General features: G+C 43.9%; 21 protein-coding genes, 1 rRNA gene and 1 riboswitch. Of the genes, 2 read left to right on the top strand and 20 right to left on the bottom strand.

What is annotated here, in order from left to right:
- Nucleotides 1-7 precede the first annotated feature (7 nt).
- From pcrB to ACFQWC_RS16420, 4 genes are all read right to left on the bottom strand, one after another.
- Entirely contained in the window at nucleotides 8-694 is a 687-nt protein-coding gene (pcrB, locus tag ACFQWC_RS16435) for a heptaprenylglyceryl phosphate synthase (protein WP_299741320.1), read from the bottom strand.
- 167 nt (nucleotides 695-861) lie between these two features.
- Nucleotides 862-1,161, bottom strand: coding sequence for a YerC/YecD family TrpR-related protein (locus tag ACFQWC_RS16430; RefSeq protein ID WP_034760840.1), 300 nt, complete (start codon nucleotides 1,159-1,161; stop codon nucleotides 862-864).
- Between the two features lie 21 nt (nucleotides 1,162-1,182).
- The gene (locus ACFQWC_RS16425) at nucleotides 1,183-2,220 is read right to left on the bottom strand and encodes a DUF3048 domain-containing protein (RefSeq protein ID WP_377108545.1); all 1,038 of its coding nucleotides are present in this window, start codon (nucleotides 2,218-2,220) and stop codon (nucleotides 1,183-1,185) included.
- 52 nt (nucleotides 2,221-2,272) lie between these two features.
- A complete protein-coding gene (locus ACFQWC_RS16420; RefSeq protein WP_299741318.1) occupies nucleotides 2,273-4,012 on the bottom strand; it encodes an adenine deaminase C-terminal domain-containing protein in 1,740 nt (579 codons plus the stop codon).
- A gap of 125 nt (nucleotides 4,013-4,137) precedes the next feature.
- Between ACFQWC_RS16420 and ACFQWC_RS16415 the strand changes: the two genes are divergently transcribed.
- The gene (locus tag ACFQWC_RS16415; protein ID WP_366141290.1) at nucleotides 4,138-4,584 is read left to right on the top strand and encodes a YgaP family membrane protein; all 447 of its coding nucleotides are present in this window, start codon (nucleotides 4,138-4,140) and stop codon (nucleotides 4,582-4,584) included.
- 166 nt (nucleotides 4,585-4,750) lie between these two features.
- The gene (locus ACFQWC_RS16410; RefSeq protein WP_324746437.1) at nucleotides 4,751-4,864 is read left to right on the top strand and encodes an EYxxD motif small membrane protein; all 114 of its coding nucleotides are present in this window, start codon (nucleotides 4,751-4,753) and stop codon (nucleotides 4,862-4,864) included.
- Here ACFQWC_RS16410 and purD read toward each other — a convergent pair.
- From purD to rrf, 16 genes are all read right to left on the bottom strand, one after another.
- A complete protein-coding gene (gene purD / locus ACFQWC_RS16405) occupies nucleotides 4,842-6,116 on the bottom strand; it encodes a phosphoribosylamine--glycine ligase (RefSeq protein ID WP_299741317.1) in 1,275 nt (424 codons plus the stop codon). The genes ACFQWC_RS16410 and purD overlap by 23 nt on opposite strands.
- 245 nt (nucleotides 6,117-6,361) lie before the next feature.
- Nucleotides 6,362-7,897 carry a bifunctional phosphoribosylaminoimidazolecarboxamide formyltransferase/IMP cyclohydrolase gene (gene purH / locus ACFQWC_RS16400; protein ID WP_299741316.1) on the bottom strand — a complete coding sequence of 512 codons (1,536 nt, stop codon included), beginning with the start codon at nucleotides 7,895-7,897 and terminating at the stop codon, nucleotides 6,362-6,364.
- Nucleotides 7,898-8,265: 368 nt separating this feature from the next.
- A complete protein-coding gene (gene purN, locus ACFQWC_RS16395) occupies nucleotides 8,266-8,841 on the bottom strand; it encodes a phosphoribosylglycinamide formyltransferase (protein WP_377108541.1) in 576 nt (191 codons plus the stop codon).
- 36 nt (nucleotides 8,842-8,877) lie between these two features.
- Nucleotides 8,878-9,906, bottom strand: coding sequence for a phosphoribosylformylglycinamidine cyclo-ligase (gene purM / locus ACFQWC_RS16390; RefSeq protein ID WP_377108539.1), 1,029 nt, complete (start codon nucleotides 9,904-9,906; stop codon nucleotides 8,878-8,880).
- A gap of 11 nt (nucleotides 9,907-9,917) precedes the next feature.
- Nucleotides 9,918-11,339, bottom strand: coding sequence for an amidophosphoribosyltransferase (gene purF / locus ACFQWC_RS16385; protein ID WP_299741314.1), 1,422 nt, complete (start codon nucleotides 11,337-11,339; stop codon nucleotides 9,918-9,920).
- Nucleotides 11,315-13,549 carry a phosphoribosylformylglycinamidine synthase subunit PurL gene (purL, locus tag ACFQWC_RS16380; protein ID WP_299741313.1) on the bottom strand — a complete coding sequence of 745 codons (2,235 nt, stop codon included), beginning with the start codon at nucleotides 13,547-13,549 and terminating at the stop codon, nucleotides 11,315-11,317. Before purL ends, purF begins: the two co-directional genes overlap by 25 nt.
- Nucleotides 13,533-14,219: a phosphoribosylformylglycinamidine synthase subunit PurQ gene (gene purQ, locus ACFQWC_RS16375; RefSeq protein WP_299741312.1), complete on the bottom strand. Its 687-nt coding sequence runs from the start codon at nucleotides 14,217-14,219 to the stop codon at nucleotides 13,533-13,535. The genes purL and purQ overlap by 17 nt, the downstream gene beginning before the upstream one ends.
- Nucleotides 14,216-14,470 (bottom strand): phosphoribosylformylglycinamidine synthase subunit PurS, encoded by a 255-nt coding sequence (purS, locus tag ACFQWC_RS16370; protein WP_299741311.1) that lies wholly within the window; start codon nucleotides 14,468-14,470, stop codon nucleotides 14,216-14,218. The genes purQ and purS overlap by 4 nt, the downstream gene beginning before the upstream one ends.
- Entirely contained in the window at nucleotides 14,458-15,183 is a 726-nt protein-coding gene (gene purC / locus ACFQWC_RS16365; RefSeq protein WP_377108535.1) for a phosphoribosylaminoimidazolesuccinocarboxamide synthase, read from the bottom strand. The genes purS and purC overlap by 13 nt, the downstream gene beginning before the upstream one ends.
- A gap of 107 nt (nucleotides 15,184-15,290) precedes the next feature.
- Nucleotides 15,291-16,589: an adenylosuccinate lyase gene (gene purB / locus ACFQWC_RS16360; RefSeq protein ID WP_299741309.1), complete on the bottom strand. Its 1,299-nt coding sequence runs from the start codon at nucleotides 16,587-16,589 to the stop codon at nucleotides 15,291-15,293.
- On the bottom strand, nucleotides 16,586-17,746 hold the full coding sequence (gene purK, locus ACFQWC_RS16355; RefSeq protein WP_377108532.1) for a 5-(carboxyamino)imidazole ribonucleotide synthase: 1,161 nt from the start codon (nucleotides 17,744-17,746) through the stop codon (nucleotides 16,586-16,588). Before purK ends, purB begins: the two co-directional genes overlap by 4 nt.
- Nucleotides 17,733-18,212 carry a 5-(carboxyamino)imidazole ribonucleotide mutase gene (purE, locus tag ACFQWC_RS16350; RefSeq protein ID WP_299741307.1) on the bottom strand — a complete coding sequence of 160 codons (480 nt, stop codon included), beginning with the start codon at nucleotides 18,210-18,212 and terminating at the stop codon, nucleotides 17,733-17,735. Before purE ends, purK begins: the two co-directional genes overlap by 14 nt.
- Nucleotides 18,213-18,365: 153 nt before the next feature.
- A riboswitch (purine riboswitch) is annotated at nucleotides 18,366-18,467 on the bottom strand.
- An 86-nt stretch (nucleotides 18,468-18,553) separates the two neighbouring features.
- A complete protein-coding gene (locus ACFQWC_RS16345) occupies nucleotides 18,554-18,754 on the bottom strand; it encodes an NETI motif-containing protein (protein ID WP_299741306.1) in 201 nt (66 codons plus the stop codon).
- Nucleotides 18,751-19,302: a DUF2179 domain-containing protein gene (locus ACFQWC_RS16340; protein WP_299741305.1), complete on the bottom strand. Its 552-nt coding sequence runs from the start codon at nucleotides 19,300-19,302 to the stop codon at nucleotides 18,751-18,753. Before ACFQWC_RS16340 ends, ACFQWC_RS16345 begins: the two co-directional genes overlap by 4 nt.
- 233 nt (nucleotides 19,303-19,535) lie before the next feature.
- Entirely contained in the window at nucleotides 19,536-20,186 is a 651-nt protein-coding gene (locus ACFQWC_RS16335; RefSeq protein ID WP_299741304.1) for a peroxiredoxin-like family protein, read from the bottom strand.
- Between the two features lie 539 nt (nucleotides 20,187-20,725).
- A 5S ribosomal RNA gene (gene rrf / locus ACFQWC_RS16330) occupies nucleotides 20,726-20,842 on the bottom strand.
- Nucleotide 20,843 lies beyond the last annotated feature (1 nt).

Raw genomic sequence — 20,843 nt, 5'->3', positions numbered from 1 at the left:
TCAATCCTTACCCTTTTACTGCTTTTACTGTTTTTAACGCTTCTTTCAAATTGTCATAGACAGCATTTCCTACTACGACAACATCTGATACTGCAGCCATTTCATTCGCCTGCTCGACGGTTTTGATGCCACCACCGTAGAATAATGTTGTGTTTTCCAGTGAATCTCTTACCTCTTTCACCGTTTCAACATCCCCATATGTACCACTGTACTCCAGGTAAAAGATCGGCAGATTGAACATTCTTTCTGCCATCATGGCATATGCAGCCGCGTCTTCACTTGAAATATCTGTATCGGCCTCCGTAACCTGTGCCGCCTTACAGTCTTTGTTTAATATACAATATCCTTCTACAAGGATTTCATCCCAATTCATGATCTCCCCATATTCCTTTACAGCACGGTGATGCAATCCTGTCACCCAGTTCATATCCCTGCTGTTCATCACCATCGGAATGAAATATAAATCAAAGCCCGGAGTAATCGACTCCAAATTTGATACCTCCAGAATACAAGGAACAGTATATCGTCTCACCCGTGCCATCAAATCAAGAACCTTTTCAAGGGTTACACCGTCCGTTCCCCCTACAATAATGGCGTCTGTCCCTGATTCACATACAGCTTCTAAATCTCCATCATCGATTGTCTTATTCGGATCTAGTTTAAATACATGGCTCCATTTTTGGACATCATACATGCTTTGTTCCTCCATTCTTACATCCATCTAACGTATTATATCATTTGTAGGAAGGGGCCGCATCACCTCGTCTATTGTTAAACTTTGTATGATTCTAAGGGGGAAATCGATGAAATCACACAAAAAAACAAAGACCGCTCATCATGACGACAGCGGTCCTTCTTCTATTATTTCTCTTCCTGATGTACACGATCCAATACCAGCTGATAGGCATCATTTCCGTAGTTTAAACAACGCTTCACACGGGAAATGGTTGCAGTACTTGCACCTGTTTCTGTTTCAATCTTATGATATGTTTTCCCATCCTGCAGCATACGAGCTACTTCAAGGCGCTGAGCAAGAGATTGAATTTCATTGATTGTGCAAAGGTCATCGAAGAAACGATAACATTCTTCAAGATCTTGTAGAGATAGAACAGCATTGAATAACTGATCCAACTCCTTGCCTCTTAGTTTATTTATTTGCATTAAAAAGACTCCTTTTTCCATCTATTCTTGATATGATACCGACCCCGCCAAGCCTTTTGAACTTGGAATGATATTGATCCACGTAGATCCTTTTCGCAAACTGATAGGTTTATTATTTTCAAAAGGTAGAATTCTACCTTCTACGTTCTGCCACTGAACTTCCCGGAGTTTTCCTTCTTGAATCAAGTACGCATTCCCGCCGGAATCAAAATCAATGTTTCTCCTGCCAGCATCGTCGACTATTTTATGCGACGCTTCCACTATAAAGAGATTTTCTACTAAAACAGGGTCATTGGAATCGTAATCGATGGTCTGTTCACCATTTGAGTAGCGTTCGTATTTGCCCTCTTCTTCGTTGAAATCATACACTACGTTAAACAGCGGATTATCGTTATATGAAATCATGACCGATTGGGATGCTTCTCCGCTTACAGGCCCTTTGTCACTAAAGTTCAATGCTTCCGGTGGACGTTTCATATCAAAGCCGTTCTGCTCCGCTCCCTCTTTGATATGCTCAAAGGAGATATAGGAATTATGAGGAGCTTTGCGGAAGCTTGCACGCTTAAACAGCGTTCCATCATATTTCATGCCGTTTAAATTGTCGATGAAGCCGCTAGTCAGCATTTCTTGTGCTTCGGGACTATATCCATGAGCTACATATAGACTATCATATCCTTTAGCAAGCTCCACATAGTAATCTCTGGCACTTCGTACAGGACCGATTTCTTTAGGCTTTTGGCTTTGATATATAGCCAGGAACCGAGTGACATCACCTTCTGCTAAGACTTCATATACAATGTCTGCTTTTGAAAGTCCTGATTGTGGACGGGCCTTTGGGTGATTATTCACCATGACCGCAATCGCTCGCGCCGTGGATTCTCTCTCTTGTACCTCACCAGTTAAAGGTGATTGGTTTTTCTCTTCCGTTTCTACTCCTGTCTCCTCTTTCACAACCGGAGTTGCAGCTTCTTTATCAGATTCTTTCTTTATCTCTTTATCTGAACTACATGCGACAAGTGTAAACGAGCTTAAAGCAATGATCAAAGCTCTTTTCAGCATGTTTTTAGACACCCCTATTTTATAGAAATCCTTTTCCCTATACTTTACTATTTTAACGCATTATCGTTGGAAAGAGTACCGTTTTCTTCATTACATCATAGATTCCCTTTTGTGTCATCCGTATATAAGGCAGATGAGTAGACTGAAGGAATAGCAATGTATAAATGGGATCCGAAAAGCGATAGCCCCTTTCTTTTAACAAACCTTTAAGTGCTTTTTCTTCCTCAATAAGCTCCGGCATCTCTTTATGAGAGAGCATGCCGCTTAATGGAAGTGGAATTTCGTGAAGGACTTCCCCCTTCTCCGTCAAAACAATTCCGCCTCCGATTTCCTTCATTCTTTTAAAGGCAGCAATCATATCTGATTTGTTTTTTCCAATTAAAATGATGTCCCCTGTATTCGAATAGGAAGAAGCAAATCCCATGACACCCGTTGAGAATCCCTTGATCATTGTACTGATTCTCCATTCTCCCTTTCGATCAAGAAGCATGAGGAACGATTGATCATGATCAAGATCCAGCTCATCAGTAGATGGATTGATGGATATGGAGTAAGGCTTGGTGATGACATCGTTCACCATTTCAATTCCAAAGGGCATGGAAAACTGGAGGTCATCATATCCCACTTCCCAGTTCAGGGACAATGGCTTGAATCCGTTTGATGCCCAGTTTATTTCTGTCGAATCCTCCATTTCCTCGCCATCTCTACGTACCCAAATCCCCTTTGAGAGAACAGAAATCGGAGTCGGGTCATCAATTGCCGAAAGGAAGTTAATATTCGCCACTCTGCCTGTAGCGATCATCCCATGCAAATGAGTGATGTGATAGTAATTGGCGACGTTGTAGCTAGCCATATTATATGCTTCGATTGGTGGTACGCCCTTATCAATCGCCATTTTTATCATGAAATCCAATACACCTTGTTCATAAAAGCCTGGTGTCGATCCGTCCGTTGTAAACAATAAGGAATCATACGAATCGATGCCCTTTTCTTTTAAGCCGTCTAATAGGACCGGCAAATCCGGCCTGATGGAGGAATGACGCAATGTGACGGTCAGCCCTTGAATAAGCCGCTTGTATACATCCTCACCCGTCATGGCTTCATGATCACCATCAATCCCCAGTAAGCCAAGCTTGGCAATGGTTTTGTCAGATGCCCCCGGCAGATGCCCTTCAACGATCTTGCCCATTCTTTTCGCTTCCTGCATCCAGTGGAGAATCAGGTCATCTCCCTGAAGCAGTCTCGGCCAAGCAGTCAATTCTCCTCCTTGAAGTACGGAATCATGTTCCAGCCATGATTTCACTTCACCATTTGAAAAGGTTACCTCTTCATTCGCCATCTCCGTTTGAGAATCGAACCTTGTCCACCAATACATGGTGACAGGTAGCTTATTGAATTCCCCCAATAAAGAAAACGCTTTCTTTTTTTCCAATTGTAAAAACATCATCAGGTTATCATTTACGAATGTCGTTGTACCAGTTTGGGATGCATACTTGGAAAAAGATTGGGGATTATAAAGCTGAAACGGATGTACATGCGGTTCGATATATCCGGGAACGAGGTACTGTGAGTCACAGTCCACTATTTCGCAATTCTCAAGGTTTTCCGGGAGCAGATCGCCTGTATAGACAATTCGATCACGGTAAACCCAAATGTGTCCCTGCACCCATTTCTTTAGAGTCGAGTGAAGGTACGTTGCATTCTTTAAAAGAAGGCTCGGAGATATTTCTCCGTTCAGTACTTGTACATGTTCTCGTAGTTGTTTGTTCTTCCATCTGTAGCGCTGTTCCAATGTGAACACTCCTCTAGTGGAATGGTATTAGTTTAAGTTTCATTTTATGTTAACATATTTTACTATTTAACGCATTAACGGTTTACAACAATTATGTGAATTTTCTATTAAGGAGGAGTTTATAAATGAAAGTATCATCAAACATCGGCATTATCAATGCCCTGATCCGCATCACCGTTGGTTTCACGATTCTGGCTTGGAGCACATCAAAGCTTGCGAGACGTCCTTGGAGAGACTCTTATCTCGTGATGGCTGTGATTGGCGCCATGAAAGTAGGAGAAGGAATTCTGCGCTACTGCCCTGTTACAGCCTTATTTGAAAAAGGCGCAGAGGGAAATGGCGGAAGCGGAGGATTTGCCGGATTCAAAGCCAAGGATATGATGAACTTTAAAGACATGCTGAAATCCGACAAATCAACAGGTCACCAAGATCACCATCAAGCAAACGAACACAAACAAGACCCGCTCGACAATACAAAAAAAGAATCCAACTTCAATCCCGAAGAGCTCACCAACAAAGAAGTCCAAGCAGCACTAAATGGCGATAATATGGAAGGGAAGGACCTCCGCTGAGGGACGGACCTCTCCCTCCCTTTCCCAATTCAAAGGCATGTTTACCTGAACTGAATTCCGCCTTTGAATTCCAATAATGGCAAGAGTGCCGAGGTCCGTCCCTTAAATGGGGTAGGACCTGGCACTCTTGATTTAATATATTTTTATTAATAAGGAGTTGTTATTTATGTTTTGGGAGTATTTAACGGATATGTCGTATGTGTTGTTTTCCCTGATTGGCGGCATTATTGCCATTGCTTTTGTTTATGTTCGCAGAACTAGGAAGAGACGTGTTCGATAGCTTTCTTCCCGATGTCACTTCTATAGAACAATCCATTGAATTCTACCTTATTTAATTCTTTATACACTTTAGCCTGCGCTTCTTCAACGGAAGCGGCAGAGGAAGCTACAAGTAACACTCTTCCACCATTTGAAACGAGGGCACCTTTATCATCTAACTCAGTTCCAGCGTGGTACACAAGGGTTCCTTCTTTTAATGACTGATTAAGATTTGGGATGGCAATCCCTTTTTCATATTTACCGGGATAACCATCTGCCGCCAAAACGACTCCAAGAACTGCTTCATCTGACCATTCTAATTGCACAGGCTTTCCTTCGATCATGTTCTTTACAACGAGACCGAAATCAGAAGTTAAACGCGGCAGTACCACCTGTGTTTCCGGATCGCCAAATCGGGCATTGAATTCGATGACCTTTGGGCCCTCATTTGTGAACATTAGACCTGCATACAGAATGCCGGTAAACGGACGTTTCTCCTTTACCATCGCTTGAGCCGTAGGATAAAGAACAGTTGAAATCGCTTCTTGCACGACTTCGTCCGAAATATGAGGAACCGGGGAATACGCACCCATTCCGCCTGTATTCGGTCCTTGATCACCATCAAAGGCTCGCTTATGGTCTTGTGCAATCACCATCGGATAAACGGATTCACCATTTACAAAGGCCATTAAAGAAAACTCTTCCCCAAACAGACACTCTTCCACTACCACTTTAGAAGAAGCATCTCCAAATTTTTCATCAAGAAGCATTTCTTCCAATGCACCAATCGCTTCTTCTTCCGTTTCAGCAACTACTACACCCTTGCCTGCTGCCAACCCATCCGCCTTCACGACTATAGGTGCGCCAACTTCTTTTACATATTCGATTGCTTTCTCAACACTTGTGAATACCTCATATTTTGCCGTAGGAATGCTATATTTTTTCATTAAATCCTTAGAAAAAGATTTGCTTCCTTCTATGATGGCGGCTTCTTTGGTCGGGCCAAAAATTTGCAGACCTTCAGCTTGGAAGCTGTTAACGATTCCATCCAATAATGGATTTTCAGGTCCAACAAAGGTATAAGCAACGTTCTCGCTTTTTGCAAAAGCGATTAATTCACTCACATTGGATTCACTATAAGGAAGATTTGTAGCAACACCGGCAATCCCTGCGTTCCCAGGTGCGCAAAACACCTCTGTCACACTTTCACTTTCCGCTAACTTCTTACATATGGCATGCTCACGACCACCGCGACCGATAACAAGTACTTTCATCTTGAAAAGCCCCCTTTTTAAGAAAACCTCTCCTACCAGAGTTGAAGATGAGGAGAGGTTGTATGTGGAATGGATCTATGGTTAGGCGGGGGTAGAGATATGGTAATGGGTATGAGCTTGGCCGAGGTCCGTCCCTCTGCCCACTCTCTGACTAATCACCCAGTTCCCAACAAATCGTTCCCCCACATGGTTTATACGGTAATTTCACAAAAGCTTCTTTCTATAAGGGAGGTCCGTCCCTCAAATTAATGTTTGAAGTGGCGGATTCCGGTGAAGACCATGGTGATGCCGTATTGGTCGGCTTTTTTGATGGAGTCTTCGTCCCGGATGGAGCCTCCTGGCTGGATGATGGCTGTTATGCCTGCTTTGGCTGCTGCTTCTACGGTGTCGTCCATTGGGAAGAAGGCGTCAGATGCCATCGCTGCTCCTTTTGCTTTTTCGCCTGCTTGCTCCAAGGCAATATTTGCAGCTCCTACGCGGTTCATTTGACCTGCCCCGACTCCCACTGTCATGTGAGCATCCGTTACAACGATTGCGTTGGATTTCACGTGCTTAACAACTTTCCAACCTAATTTCATGCTTGCCCACTCTGCTTCTGTTGGCTGACGTTTTGTTACCACTCTCAGATCAGCATCATCAAGGGTAAATGTGTCATCCGCCTGAACAAGCAATCCACCTTCAACGGTTGTCAATTTACGTTCCATTTTGTTTGTGGATTCAAATGGAACCGTTAATAAACGGATATTCTTCTTGCTTGAAAGAATCTCAAATGCTTCATCGCTAAAAGCAGGAGCAATGACAATCTCCAAGAAAATTTCATGAAGCTGCTTGGCCGTTTCTTCATCCACGATACGGTTCAGTGCCACGATTCCACCAAAAATAGAAGTAGAATCGGCTTCATAGGCTTTAGAGAAGGCTTCATAAATCGTCGTACCTACTCCAACACCACATGGATTCATATGCTTTACAGCGACTGCCGCTGGTTCCGTAAACTCTTTCACAATTTGAAGAGCCGCATTCGCGTCATTGATATTATTATAAGAGAGCTCTTTTCCGTGAAGCTGTCTTGCCATGGCTACAGAGAATTCAGAGCCAAGTGGTGCACGGTAGAAAGAGGCCTGCTGATGAGGGTTTTCCCCATAGCGCAACGTCTGTTTTAACTCGTACGTTCTTGTAAAGCGCTCCGGGTTTTCTTCACCTGAAATGTCAGTCATGTACTCAGCGATAAATGCATCATAAGCTGCCGTATGACGGAACACCTTAGCCGCCAGCTTGCGGCGTTTTTCTAATGATAATTCCCCTTGCAGCTTCAAGTCATTGATGACTTCATCGTAGTCCAGCGCATCGACTACCACCGTTACGTATTGATGATTTTTTGCTGCCGCTCGCAGCATCGTTGGACCGCCGATATCGATATTCTCAATTGCTTCTTCTACGCCGACATTCGGTTTAGCGATGGTTTGTTGAAACGGATAAAGGTTGACACATACCAGGTCGATTCCTTCGATTCCTTGCTCCTGAAGCTGCTGGCGATGGCTTTCTTCCCCGCGTTTCGCAAGTAGCCCACCGTGGATATTAGGATGAAGGGTCTTCACACGGCCTTCTAAAATTTCAGGAAAACCTGTTACTTCTTCAACTCCCATAACGTCAACGTCACTTTCCAGAAGAAGCTTTTTTGTTCCACCTGTAGAAATGATCTCGTACCCGAGTGACTTTAATTCTTTAGCAAATTCGATGACTCCGCTTTTATCTGAAACACTGATCAATGCTCTCTTTTTCAATGTCTGATCCTCCTCTGCCTGCTGTAATGCTGATTTTATTTCATTATTTTCTTAAATTGGAGATTGATTAGAGGGCTTTCATAAAATAAAAGGGTGGAAAGGCAGGGCGGGGTTTATGAAACGGTTTATCTGGGCTGTTTTGTTTACTCCATTCCACCCGGATTGGGGAATGTTGTGCCACTTTTGGCGTTTGTTGTGCCACTTTCAGCTTTTGTTGTGCCAAATTGCAAATAACGCACCCAACCCTGACCGTATGCCCACGCTATCACTGCTCCACCCATTCCTTATAATGAAATCAAACCCAAGGTCCGTCCCTCAATACTTTTCCACACTACCACAATAAAGCAATCCCTTTTCACTCTACACCTTTAGTGGCCTGTGGTGAGGAAGAGGTGGTTGAGGGTAGCTGGGTATAGGTGGTGCTCGACGTGCTGGATTTTGTCCTGGAGTGATTGTTTGGTTTCGCCTGTTGTCACCCGGACGATTTCCTGTGCGATGATTTCGCCTGTATCCATTCCAGCGTCTACATAGTGAATGGTGACGCCGGTGATCTTCACTCCCCCATCGATGGCTTGACCGATGGCATCTTTTCCCGGAAAGGATGGAAGAAGGGAAGGGTGGATATTCACGATCCGTCCTCCGAAGCTTTCCAATAAGGTAGGGCCAATCAATCTCATATACCCTGCTAATACAATAAAATCAACACCCAAATGAGCCAGCTCATTTAGGATTTCCTGTTCAAACGCCTGCTTGTTTTCATAATCTTTCGCCCGAAAAATGAAAACAGGGATACCTGCTGATTGGGCGCGTTGAATAACGAACGCTCCCGGCTGATCACATACAAGAAGTTTAATATTCGCTTTCAGTGTTCCACCTTGAACAGCATCTACCAATGCTTGAAAATTACTTCCGCTTCCTGATGCAAAAATGGCAATCTGTCTCATGACTCGCCCCCGATATTGACTTTCTCACCCTTCATTTCAACGAACGAAACGTACCCCGGTTCCACTGGTCACACGTCCGATGATAAAGGCTTCTTCACCCTGTTCGTTGAAGAATTGAAGAATGTCTTCTGCTTCCTTTTCTTCAACCGCTAACACAAATCCAATTCCCATATTAAATATGTTGTACATTTCGCTGCGGGGAATTTCCCCATAGTGCTCAATGGCCGTGAAAATACTTGGGATATCCCAGCTTCCTTCTGTAATGTCTGCTTGCAAATGATCCGGCAGCATCCGTGGGATATTTTCAATGAAGCCTCCGCCTGTAATATGGGACATCCCCTTGATGGAGAATTGCTTCAGTGCAGCTAACACTGGTTTCACGTAAATCTTGGTTGGTGTCAGTAACGCTTCTTTTAGTGTGGTTCCAAGCTCTGGTAATGTTTCTTCCAAAGAGAACGACTGATCTTCGAAGAATACTTTTCGTACTAAAGAGTACCCATTACTGTGTATACCACTGGAACCCAGTCCGACTAACACATTTCCATCAGAAATTTTTTCACCTGTGATAATCTCTTTTTTTTCACAAGCCCCTACCGCAAAGCCGGCGATATCATATTCTTCATCAGAATACATACCAGGCATCTCGGCAGTTTCGCCACCGATCAGCGCACAGCCAGCCATTTCACATCCGTCCGCAATACCCTTTACAATACCTTCTATCTTCTCTGGAATTGCTTTTCCAGTAGCTATATAATCTAAGAAATACAGGGGTTCCGCCCCCTGAACGACAATGTCATTCACACACATGGCCACACAATCAATCCCGATCGTATCGTGCTTATCTGCCATGAACGCAAGCTTCAGCTTCGTTCCGACTCCATCCGTACCTGATACAAGAACAGGCTCTTTTAAATTCAAAGGAGATAAATCGAACATTCCGCCAAAGCTGCCTAATTGACCAAGAACCCCTTCTCGAGCTGTTCTTTTCACATGCTTTTTGATGCGGTCGACTGATTCGTATCCCGCTTCTATATCTACTCCTGCTTGACGATACGCGTTTGCCATCATGATTCCCCCTATTTCACTAACTCTTTTTCATGTGGATGAAGTGTATCCGGGTAGATTTCGGTTGGATACTTCCCTGTAAAGCAAGCCAAGCATTGACCGCGATTCTCTGACGAATCATTTCGGTCAATCGCTTTTAACACACCATCTGTACTCAAGAAGGTCAGGGAGTCGGCTCCGATGATCTGGCGCATTTCCTCCACTGAATTGGAAGAAGCGATCAGCTCTTCATGAGTCGACGTATCAATCCCGTAGAAGCAAGGGTTCTTGATGGGCGGCGAACTGATGCACACATGAACTTCCTTGGCTCCGGCTTCTTTCAGCATGCTGACGATTCGTCTACTTGTTGTTCCGCGTACGATCGAATCATCTACCATTACCACACGTTTCCCTTCTACCACTCCTCTGACTGGCGAAAGCTTCATCTTCACTCCCTGCTCACGAAGAGATTGAGAAGGCTGGATAAACGTGCGACCTACATAACGGTTCTTAATAAGGCCTAATTCGTACGGAATTCCTGATGCTTCTGCATAGCCGATCGCACTGGAGATGCTGGAGTCAGGTACACCCGTTACAACATCCGCTTCAATCGGCGCTTCTTTCGCTAGTTCCATTCCCATTCTTTTTCTGGCGGAATGGACATTGATTCCTTGAATGTTGCTGTCAGGTCTTGAGAAGTATACGTATTCCATCGTACACATCGCATTCCCACCTGAAAAACTGAACCGTTCTGAGGTCATTCCCTCATCATTGATGATCACAAGTTCCCCGGGCTCGATATCCCGTACAAATTCAGCCCCCACGATATCAAAGGCACATGTTTCTGACGCAACACAGTAAGCATCCCCAAGCTTACCAAGTGATAGTGGGCGTAGACCGTGCGGATCCAGGGCCACCATCATTTCTGTTTCCGTCATCACCACAAATGCATAGGCGCCCTTCAACATGGTCAGCGCATTTTTCACGCGGTCCTTCAAGTTGAAATAGCCGCTTCTTTTAATCAAGTGAGCTAACACTTCTGTATCCGAGCTTGTTTGAAAAATACTCCCCTGTCCTTCAAGCTGATGCTTCAAGGCGTTCGCATTGACTAGATTTCCATTATGGGCAAGAGCAAGGCTGCCATTCTGGGAGTTGAAAAGAAGAGGCTGAACATTTTCATAGCCTCCGCCCCCAGCAGTCGCATATCGTACATGACCGATGGCTGCATCCCCATCAAGCTTCTCGATGGTACCCTCCTGGAACACTTCCGTTACGAGGCCTTCCCCTTTTAAGCAACGTAACTTGTCACCGTCAGAAACGACGATCCCTGTTCCCTCTTGTCCCCTATGCTGTAAACTATGAAGTCCATAATACGTAATTTGTGCGGCATTAGGATGTCCCCAAATGCCAAACACTCCACATTCTTCGTTTAAGCCTTTGATTTCAGCAGGCATGGGATGGCTCCTTTCCAAGCTGACTCTAATTCCTCAACTGAAGCTTGTAAGATGATTTCTCCATTTCCTGATGACACCGTAATTGATTCATGATCTGCTACGTTTCCTACTGCCTTGGCATCCGGAACAAGCTTCTCGAACTCGTCTTTGTTTTCAGGTTTAACTGAAACGATGAAACGTGATTGTGTTTCACTGAAAAGGTCCGCTATATTGTTTTCTCCCGAAAGCTCTACTTTTGCTCCTAATCCATTTGTTCCAAACGTGGATTCTGCAAGAGCGACGGCGAAACCACCTTCAGCGATATCATGGGCCGATGCCACAAGACCTTTTTGAATCGCTTCTAAAAGCTGCATTTGACGACGAAGCTCCGTTTTCAAGTCAATTTTCGGTGCCTTACCGAAGATTTTTCCTTCAGTCAGCTTTTGAAGCTCACTTCCGCCAAACTCTTCATGGGTTTCACCAATGACAAAGATATAATCTCCAGCTTCCTTAAAGCTTTGTGTAGTAATATGGTCGACGTCTTCAATCAATCCAACCATTCCAACTACCGGAGTTGGATAAACGGCAGTACCCATTGATTCGTTATAAAGGGATACATTTCCACCGATGACAGGAGTCGATAGCTCACGGCACGCCTCACTCATTCCGTCAACTGATTTTTCAATCTGCCAGAAGATTTCCGGTTTCTCTGGATTCCCGAAGTTTAAGCAGTCCGTAATCGCCAGTGGAATCGCTCCTGAACAAACGATATTACGTGCCGCTTCAGCTACCGCAATCTTTCCTCCGACCTCCGGATCCAGGTAAAGGTAACGGGAATTACAATCCGTTGTCATAGCAAGGGCTTTTCTAGTGCCGCGTACCCGTACGACCGCTGCATCAGAACCCGGACTTACAACCGTACTTGTTCTTACTTGATGATCATATTGATCGTAAACCCATTCTTTACTCGCAATCGTCGGCTGCTGCAAGAGCGCCTTAAGGGTTTCTTTATAATCGTCTACTTTTGGAGATACTGTTTCCATTGCTTGAAACTCTTTGTAGTAAGCCGCTTCTTGAGATGGCTTATGATAAACCGGTGCTTCCTCAGCAAGTGCATCTACCGGCACATCCGCCACGACTTCCCCTTTATGAAGAAGACGTAGACGCTTATCATCCGTTACTTTACCGATCGAAACTGCCTCTAAGTCATATTTTGAAAAAAGATCAACGATTTCTTGCTCACGTCCTTTTTCAACGACGATCAGCATACGCTCCTGGGATTCTGAAAGCATCATTTCATATGCCGTCATGCCTCTTTCGCGCTGCGGGACAAGGTCAAGATTCATTTCGATCCCGGATCCCGCTTTACTTGCCATTTCAGCTGATGAACTTGTAAGACCAGCCGCTCCCATATCTTGTATACCAACAAGGGCATCGTTCTGAACGAGTTCAAGACACGCTTCAAGAAGTAATTTTTCCATGAATGGATCTCCCACTTGAACCGCCGGGCGCTTCTCTTCTGACCCTTCATTTAATTCCTCGGATGCGAAGGTGGCTCCGTGAATTCCATCACGCCCTGTTTTCGCCCCGACATACATCACCGTGTTACCAACACCATGGGCCTGACCTTTTTTAATATCTTTATGATCAATCAAACCGACACACATGGCGTTTACAAGTGGATTTCCTTCGTAAGAGGCATCAAATTGAACTTCCCCTCCTACCGTTGGGATCCCGATACAGTTTCCATACCCGGCAATACCTGCTACGACTTCTTTAAATAGATACTGAACACGAGGAGAATCCAGCTCTCCAAAGCGTAAAGAGTTGAGGAGTGCGATAGGTCTTGCCCCCATCGAGAATACGTCTCGTATAATACCCCCGACACCCGTTGCCGCTCCTTGGAAAGGCTCGATGGCTGACGGATGATTGTGACTCTCGATTTTGAACACCACTGCTTGATCATCGCCAATATCAACAATTCCAGCTCCTTCTCCAGGTCCTTGAAGAACCCTTTCACCTGTCGTTGGAAATTTCATAAGTACAGGTTTCGAATTTTTATAGCTGCAATGCTCTGACCACATAACAGAGAAAAGCCCGGTCTCTGTGTAGTTCGGTGTTCTTCCCAGGATGTTTTCCACCATTGAAAATTCTTCGTCTGTTAAACCCATCTCACGATAAAGCTGTTCTTCTTTCACTTTTGTTGAAGTTGGTTCAAGCATTAACGACATGTTTTTCCCTCCAGTGTTTCACAATCGATTGAAATAGTTTCTTCCCGTCTTCACTACCTAATAAAGTGTCCATGGCCCGTTCCGGATGAGGCATCATACCGAGGACATTTCCAGCCTCATTTGTAATCCCCGCAATGTTCTCCACACTACCGTTGGGATTTTCATCACTATACGTGAAAACAATTTGGTTGTTTTCCTTAAGAGTGTTCATCGTATCTTCATCACAGAAGTAATTTCCTTCTCCGTGTGCTATCGGAATTTGGATTACTTCATTCTTTTCATAACCATTCGTAAACATCGTTTCATTGTTCTCTACCGTTAACGGAACGGTTTTACAAATGAACTTCAAGCTATCATTTCTGCGCATAGCTCCCGGAAGTAAGCCTGTTTCTAGTAAAATCTGAAATCCGTTACATACACCTAAAACCGGCTTTCCTTGCTCCGCCGCTTTCACGACCTCTTTCATGACGTTTGAGAAGCGGGCAATCGCACCTGAACGAAGGTAATCCCCGTAAGAGAATCCGCCTGGTAATAGAATAGCATCATAGTTTTCCAGATTATCAGCATCGTGCCAAACGTATTCGACTTCTTCGCCGATTTCGTCTTTAATCGCATGGTACATATCGATGTCACAGTTAGAACCTGGGAATACAATCACTGCAAACTTCATTGAGCCACACTCTCCTCGATTTCATATCGATAATCCTCAATGACAGGGTTTGCGAGTAGTCGGTGACACATTTCTTCAACCGCAGCCTCCACGTTTTCCACAGAAGATGGAAGAGTAAGCTCCATATACTTACCGACGCGCACATCTTCAACAGCCTTGAATTCCATTGAATGTAACGCATGTTTAACAGCACTTCCTTGAGGGTCCAATACACTTTCTCTTAATGTGATATAAACTTTTACTTTGTACATAGCTTGTTTCCTCCTAAGCGTTCTAAAATAATTGAATATACTTCTGTTAAACTGCCTAAATCTCTTCTGAAAACATCTTTATCCAGCTTTTGGTTGGTCTCTGCATCCCATAAACGGCATGTGTCAGGCGATATTTCATCCCCTAATAAAATTGAACCGTTACGATCTTTCCCAAACTCTAATTTGAAATCGACAAGTGTGACTCCCACTTCTTTGAAAATCCCTTGAAGGACCTCATTTACTCCAAGAGCCATTTCTCTTATCTCAGCGCGTTCTTCCCGTGAAACAATCTCCAGGAAATCAATGTGATCATCCGTTATGAGTGGGTCACCCAGATCATCATCCTTATAGTAAAATTCGATGATCGGCTTCTGAAGTGGGGTTCCCTCTTCTTTACCGAGTCGCTTCGAAAGGCTTCCCGCAATCACATTGCGAACCACGACTTCAAGCGGGATGATACGTACACGTTTGACCAGCTGCTCATAATCCGATAACTGTTTAATAAAGTGACTCTGTATCCCTTTTTCAGCAAGCTTTGAAAATAGCAAGCTCGAAATCTTATTATTTAAAACCCCTTTGCCGTCGATGTCCGCTTTTTTCTCCCCATTAAAAGCAGTGGCGGAATTCTTATATTGAATCCAAACAACATCTTCATCCTGTGTTGCAAAGATTTGTTTCGCTTTGCCTTCATATAAAAGTGTCCCTTTTTCCATATGAAATCCCCCCGTTAACGTAATATTTCCAATCTTCAGTCTATATTTCCATAAAAAAAGGGAGGGATTCTGCTAAAACCCCTGCCCTATTCAATTATCAGAAGGACTTATTCTACCAAGCCGCAACGTTCAAAAATCGTATCCACATGCTTCAAATGATAATTGTAATCGAAACAATCATCAATGTCCGCTGGAGAAAGCTTTGACGTAATCGTGTCGTCTTCTTCAATCAAGGAACGGAATGCCACTTGCTTCTCCCATGCCTCCATCGCTTTCGGCTGAACCGTATCATACGCTTCTTCACGTGTCATCCCTTTATCGATAAGGGCCAAAAGAACACGTTGAGAGTAGATCAAGCCAAGCGTACGATCCATATTGCGCTGCATATTCTCCGGGAAGACCGTCAAGTTCTTGATGATATTCCCAAAACGGTTCAGCATGTAATTAAGAGCAATCGTCGCATCCGGCAGGATTACACGCTCCGCTGATGAGTGAGAGATATCACGCTCATGCCATAGAGGCACGTTTTCATAAGCTGTCAGCATGTAGCCTCTGATTACACGAGCCATTCCCGTCATATTCTCTGAACCGATCGGGTTACGTTTATGAGGCATGGCCGATGATCCTTTTTGACCTTTTGCGAAGAACTCTTCCACCTCACGGGTTTCACTCTTTTGAAGACCACGGACCTCAACGGCAAATTTTTCGATCGAAGTCGCGATCAGGGCAAGTATCCCCATGTAATGAGCATGACGATCACGCTGAAGTGTTTGTGTTGAAACTGGTGCCGGCTTAATGCCAAGTTTTTCACACACATACGATTCTACAAATGGATCGATATTCGCATACGTTCCAACTGCACCGGAAATCTTACCGAATTCCACTCCATCTGCCGCTGCTTTGAAACGTTCAACATTACGCTTCATTTCTTCATACCAAAGGGCGAGCTTCAAACCGAAAGTAGTCGGCTCAGCATGAACTCCGTGCGTACGGCCCATCATGACCGTATGTTTGTGCTCGATCGCTTTGTTCTTTAAAATTTCTACGAATCGCTCTAAGTCTTTTAGAATGATGTCATTGGCCTGCTTTAATTGATAAGAAAGTGCCGTATCCACTACGTCAGTAGAAGTCAATCCGTAATGAACCCATTTTCTTTCTTCTCCGAGGGTTTCAGAAACCGCTCTGGTGAAAGCTACAACATCGTGTCGCGTTTCTTCTTCTATTTCCTTAATGCGATCTACATTGAATCCCGCGTTCTCACGAATCTTCGCAACATCCTCTTTCGGAATGTCCCCGATTTCAGCCCACGCTTCACAAGCCAAAATTTCTACTTCAAGCCATGCTTGAAAACGATTTTCCTCTGTCCAAATTGCTCCCATTTCAGGGCGTGTATAACGTTCTATCATACCAGTCGTCCTCCGATCTTCTCTTGAACCTTCCAAATTCCAGCTTCGTTTATGTTCATCAAGGTCTCTTCAATATCATTTGTTAAAAGAGTGACATGCCCCATCTTACGTTTCGGCTTTGGTACATCCTTGCCGTAAAGATGAATAAACCAGTCTGGATGCTTTGGAACAGCCTTCATAATAGGCTCGATATGCTCTCCTAATAGGTTAACCATCACAGCGTCCTTTAATAAGGTTGGTTGAACAAGCGGCCAGTTACAAACAGCTTTGATATGTTGGGCGAATTGTGAGAAGTCGCATGCTTCAATTGAGTAGTGACCGGAATTATGAGGTCTTGGAGCCAGCTCATTGATATAGATGTCTCCACCCTCCGTCAGGAACATTTCAATGGCCAGAGTTCCGACTAGATCAAGAGTCTCACTGATTCTCTTCGCCATCTCGATCGCAATATCTGCTACTTCTTCACTCACCCTTGCCGGCGCAATCGTTTCATGTAAGATATTATCCACATGAATATTTTCCACTACCGGGAAGTTGGTTTGTTGTCCATCGGGATTTCGTGTCACGATGACGGATAATTCTTTTTCAAAAGGTATCCATTTCTCTAACACACATGGACCGTTCTCCAATAAAGCAGCGGCTTCTTCTATCCCGCTCTCTTCACGGATCACATACTGTCCTTTCCCGTCATAACCACCTCTTGATGTTTTCAGAACCACTGGATAGCCAAGCTTTTCTATATTATCATAGATATCCTCTTGTTGTTTAATCACAGCATAAGGAGCTACTTTCACCCCTGCAAGTGTAAGGGCTTCCTTTTCCATGATGCGATCCTGTGTAATGCGGATGAGCTCTGCCCCTTGAGGTAAAAAGGCACGCTCCGACAACCATTTAAGTGCTTCATAATCGATGTTTTCAAATTCATATGTGATTACGTCACACTCTTCTGCCAATCTATAAAGGGCATCATATTGGTCAAAACCGGCCGTGATCACAAGATCTGCCACTTGGGCACATGGTGATTGTGGTGCCGGATCTAAAACGGCCACACGAAAGCCATTTTGTTTCGCAGCAAGGGCCATCATTCGTCCAAGCTGTCCTCCGCCGATGATCCCGATCATCTGTCCTGGTAAAATCGTTTTTTTATTCAAGGTCATCACTGCTTTCCATCACTTTTTCCCGTAGTGCATCTCTTCTATTTTCCAAAGTTGCAGCCAACTCTGTATTTTCTATCGAAAGAATCTGTGCGGCAAGGAGTCCTGCGTTGGTAGCTCCTGCCTTCCCGATCGCCACCGTCGCCACCGGAACGCCGCCCGGCATCTGCACGATCGACAACAGTGAATCCATTCCGTTCAAGGCCTTAGACTGAACCGGTACCCCGATCACAGGCAATGTGGTCTTCGCAGCCACCATTCCCGGCAGATGAGCAGCCCCGCCTGCACCTGCAATAATGACCTTCACTCCGCGAGCTCTTGCACCTTCCGCAAACTCAAACATATAATCGGGTGTCCTGTGAGCCGATACAACTCGTTTCTCAAACGGAATCTCTAACTCTTCCAATACCTCACACGCATGCTTCATTGTCTCCCAGTCCGATGTACTTCCCATGATTACTGATATCATAATGGTGACAGGCACCTCCCCTAGTTTAATCCCTCTTAACAAAAAATACCCAGATCAATTGTTCTCTACTTTTTGAGAGAAAGCAATTGATCTGGGTATTTTACAGAGAATGGTCCCGTTTTATCCGATAGGGTCCACAAACGAGCTCGTATCCAGACAGCTACTTTCCCTCATAGTCCGACCATTTAAGGTAGTCAGGTAGAAACTCATGGGCCATATTCCCATTATTATATGAGGGTATTCGGTTTATTTGTCTCCATCATAACGTGATATAGAGGCTCTGTCAACGAATAATCGAACGATAATAAAAGTCTGAAAATTAATGTTCGGATTTGAAGCGTTTACTCTTCAATCTTCTTCCCCTCGAAGACAATTGTCTGTTTAATAGGGACATACTCTGTTTTCTTTCCATCTTTTTGTTCTTCAAACACAGGTTTTTCCATCCGTCTTACCGGTATATAACCCATTTCTTTCATACGGTCTAAACAATCCGCAATCTTCTCGTTTTCTTGTACTTCAAATAATAATTTCTTTTTACTCATTCTTTTATTTTTCCTTTACGAATATTTCGGACTGTCTTCACCCAGAACCCTCCGTGAATCGCTTTCGGTTCATACGCAATGATAAATGCCTTTGGGTCAAGCTCTTTAATTGTATTATACAGCTTCATCTCATACTTTCGCGGAGTCAGGATCTGCAGGGCCATCCGGTTTCCTTCCAGTCCATTGGCTTCCCAGTTCGTGACCCCGTAGCCCCTTGCACGGAGTTCATTCGGAAGGGCCTTATCATATTCTTTCGTAATCACATTGACCGTAATATAGCCAAGCGCAAGCTTCTCTTCGATTTTCATCCCTACAATCACCCCGAGGCCATAACCGACCGCATACGCAATCAGATTCTGAATCTCATTCAAATTGTCCAGAACCAGCCCTAGACCCACAACATAAATCACTACTTCAAATGTACTAACAAAAGCAGCAATATATCGATAACCCTTTAACGTCAAAATCATTCTGATCGTAAAAAAGGATACGTATACAACATTGATGATCAAAATAATCGCTACCATCACAAAACTATTGTCTAACACCAAGATGCTCCTCTCTCCACTACTATTTGTAGTATGCTCAAATTAAGTTCCTATTTTACTAGAAAAATTCCATAATATGAACCACTTCAAGAAAAATTACGAATGATTTCCCGATGACAATTTCTAGAAAATCTGATCTCCTACTTTGTGTCTTTCCTATTTTGACCTGATTAAAACAAAAAACGGCTTTATGGCAGCGTGTCATCGCAGCCATAAAGCCGTCTTGCTTTGGATTATAACGATTTTAACTTCTCAACAACCTCAGAAGGTTCCACACGATCTTTATAATCGGCTTTTGTGTATTCGTAAGCAATCGTTCCGTCCTGCTTAATAATATACGTTGCTGAAACAGGAAGCGTCCATGAATCACTGTCATTCGCTTTCTCCAGATCCAGACCTTTGCCTTTGTATATCTCTACTAAGTAAGGAGGAAGCTTATAAACAAGCTTATATTCATCTGCCACTTTATTTCCTTCATCGCTTAAAACAACGTAATCAAGCTCATTCTTTTCTTTTGTAGAAAGGGATGCATCCGGTGTTTGTGGACTAACAGCAATCAGTTCAGCACCCGCTTCTTTAATGTCTTCCATCAGCTGTTGGTATGCACGCAGCTCCATATTGCAATATGGGCACCATCCGCCACGGTAGAATGTAAGGATAACTGGACCCTTCTTAAGCATATCTTCCAGTTGAATCTCTTTGCCTGTCGCGTCAGGTAATGTGAAATTTGGTGCTTTCTCCCCTGCACGGAGACCTTTACCATCATCAGACTTCGCCAGCTCTTCAATCGCTTTTCCCATCTTATCCTGGATTTCCTGAGGAGTTTTCTCTTTGAATTTTGAGATGTATTCATTGTATTGTTCACGCATGTTAGTAGTTGTCATGTGAATTACCTCCTTTAGAACTTGTATATAGTATAAGAGGGATCCATTAGAAAGAAAAGCGATGTGCTTGGCTGGGTATGTTGGTCGATTGGGATGGGGGGATGTTCATGACTTAGGTTTTTTAGTTGGTTTTGAATTTGGGGTTTAATTGGAAAGTTTTGAAAGAAGGATGTGATATTGGTAGTTAACAGAATGGTAGAATTGATTTTTTTACACGTTTTAGTAGAGAATGAGTGAATTATGGATAGACTCTATGAAAATTTAGTAATTTTTGCTTCCGACTTGGGGACAGAGACCTTTATTTCATTGGTTCTTTGGTTCTGACCTTAAGTGATTGCGTCTGAAGTGATAGTTATTGCGTCGTTTTTTAAATTTATGCGTCATTTCCGACAGTTTTTGCGTCTAATTTTCATTTTATGCGTCTTTTTCCAATCATCTCCCAATCCCACACAGAGGTGGAGAGGAAAATTCAAATCACTTATCGATTCACACACAACAAAAAAAGAGTAACCCATAAGAGCTACTCTTTCTTCACATTTGCCTGGCGACGTCCTACTCTCACAGGGGGAGATCCCCCAACTACCATCGGCGCTGAAGAGCTTAACTTCCGTGTTCGGCATGGGAACGGGTGTGACCTCTTCGCCATTGTCACCAGAC

This window comes from Rossellomorea sp. GCM10028870 (assembly GCF_042666755.1).
Lineage (GTDB): Bacteria > Bacillota > Bacilli > Bacillales > Bacillaceae_B > Rossellomorea.
Note: the sequence above shows the minus strand (reverse complement) of the source record. Positions and strands in the feature narration are given on the sequence as shown.

Coding starts and splice junctions, on each gene's coding strand:
- pcrB (WP_299741320.1), bottom strand. CDS start 694: ATGTATGATGTCCAAAAATGGAGCCATGTATTTAAACTAGATCCGAAT.
- ACFQWC_RS16430 (WP_034760840.1), bottom strand. CDS start 1,161: ATGCAAATAAATAAACTAAGAGGCAAGGAGTTGGATCAGTTATTCAAT.
- ACFQWC_RS16425 (WP_377108545.1), bottom strand. CDS start 2,220: ATGCTGAAAAGAGCTTTGATCATTGCTTTAAGCTCGTTTACACTTGTC.
- ACFQWC_RS16415 (WP_366141290.1), top strand. CDS start 4,138: ATGAAAGTATCATCAAACATCGGCATTATCAATGCCCTGATCCGCATC.
- ACFQWC_RS16410 (WP_324746437.1), top strand. CDS start 4,751: ATGTTTTGGGAGTATTTAACGGATATGTCGTATGTGTTGTTTTCCCTG.
- purD (WP_299741317.1), bottom strand. CDS start 6,116: ATGAAAGTACTTGTTATCGGTCGCGGTGGTCGTGAGCATGCCATATGT.
- purN (WP_377108541.1), bottom strand. CDS start 8,841: ATGAGACAGATTGCCATTTTTGCATCAGGAAGCGGAAGTAATTTTCAA.
- purM (WP_377108539.1), bottom strand. CDS start 9,906: ATGGCAAACGCGTATCGTCAAGCAGGAGTAGATATAGAAGCGGGATAC.
- purF (WP_299741314.1), bottom strand. CDS start 11,339: ATGCCTGCTGAAATCAAAGGCTTAAACGAAGAATGTGGAGTGTTTGGC.
- purL (WP_299741313.1), bottom strand. CDS start 13,549: ATGTCGTTAATGCTTGAACCAACTTCAACAAAAGTGAAAGAAGAACAG.
- purQ (WP_299741312.1), bottom strand. CDS start 14,219: ATGAAGTTTGCAGTGATTGTATTCCCAGGTTCTAACTGTGACATCGAT.
- purS (WP_299741311.1), bottom strand. CDS start 14,470: ATGTACAAAGTAAAAGTTTATATCACATTAAGAGAAAGTGTATTGGAC.
- purC (WP_377108535.1), bottom strand. CDS start 15,183: ATGGAAAAAGGGACACTTTTATATGAAGGCAAAGCGAAACAAATCTTT.
- purB (WP_299741309.1), bottom strand. CDS start 16,589: ATGATAGAACGTTATACACGCCCTGAAATGGGAGCAATTTGGACAGAG.
- purK (WP_377108532.1), bottom strand. CDS start 17,746: ATGACCTTGAATAAAAAAACGATTTTACCAGGACAGATGATCGGGATC.
- purE (WP_299741307.1), bottom strand. CDS start 18,212: ATGATATCAGTAATCATGGGAAGTACATCGGACTGGGAGACAATGAAG.
- ACFQWC_RS16345 (WP_299741306.1), bottom strand. CDS start 18,754: ATGAGTAAAAAGAAATTATTATTTGAAGTACAAGAAAACGAGAAGATT.
- ACFQWC_RS16335 (WP_299741304.1), bottom strand. CDS start 20,186: ATGACAACTACTAACATGCGTGAACAATACAATGAATACATCTCAAAA.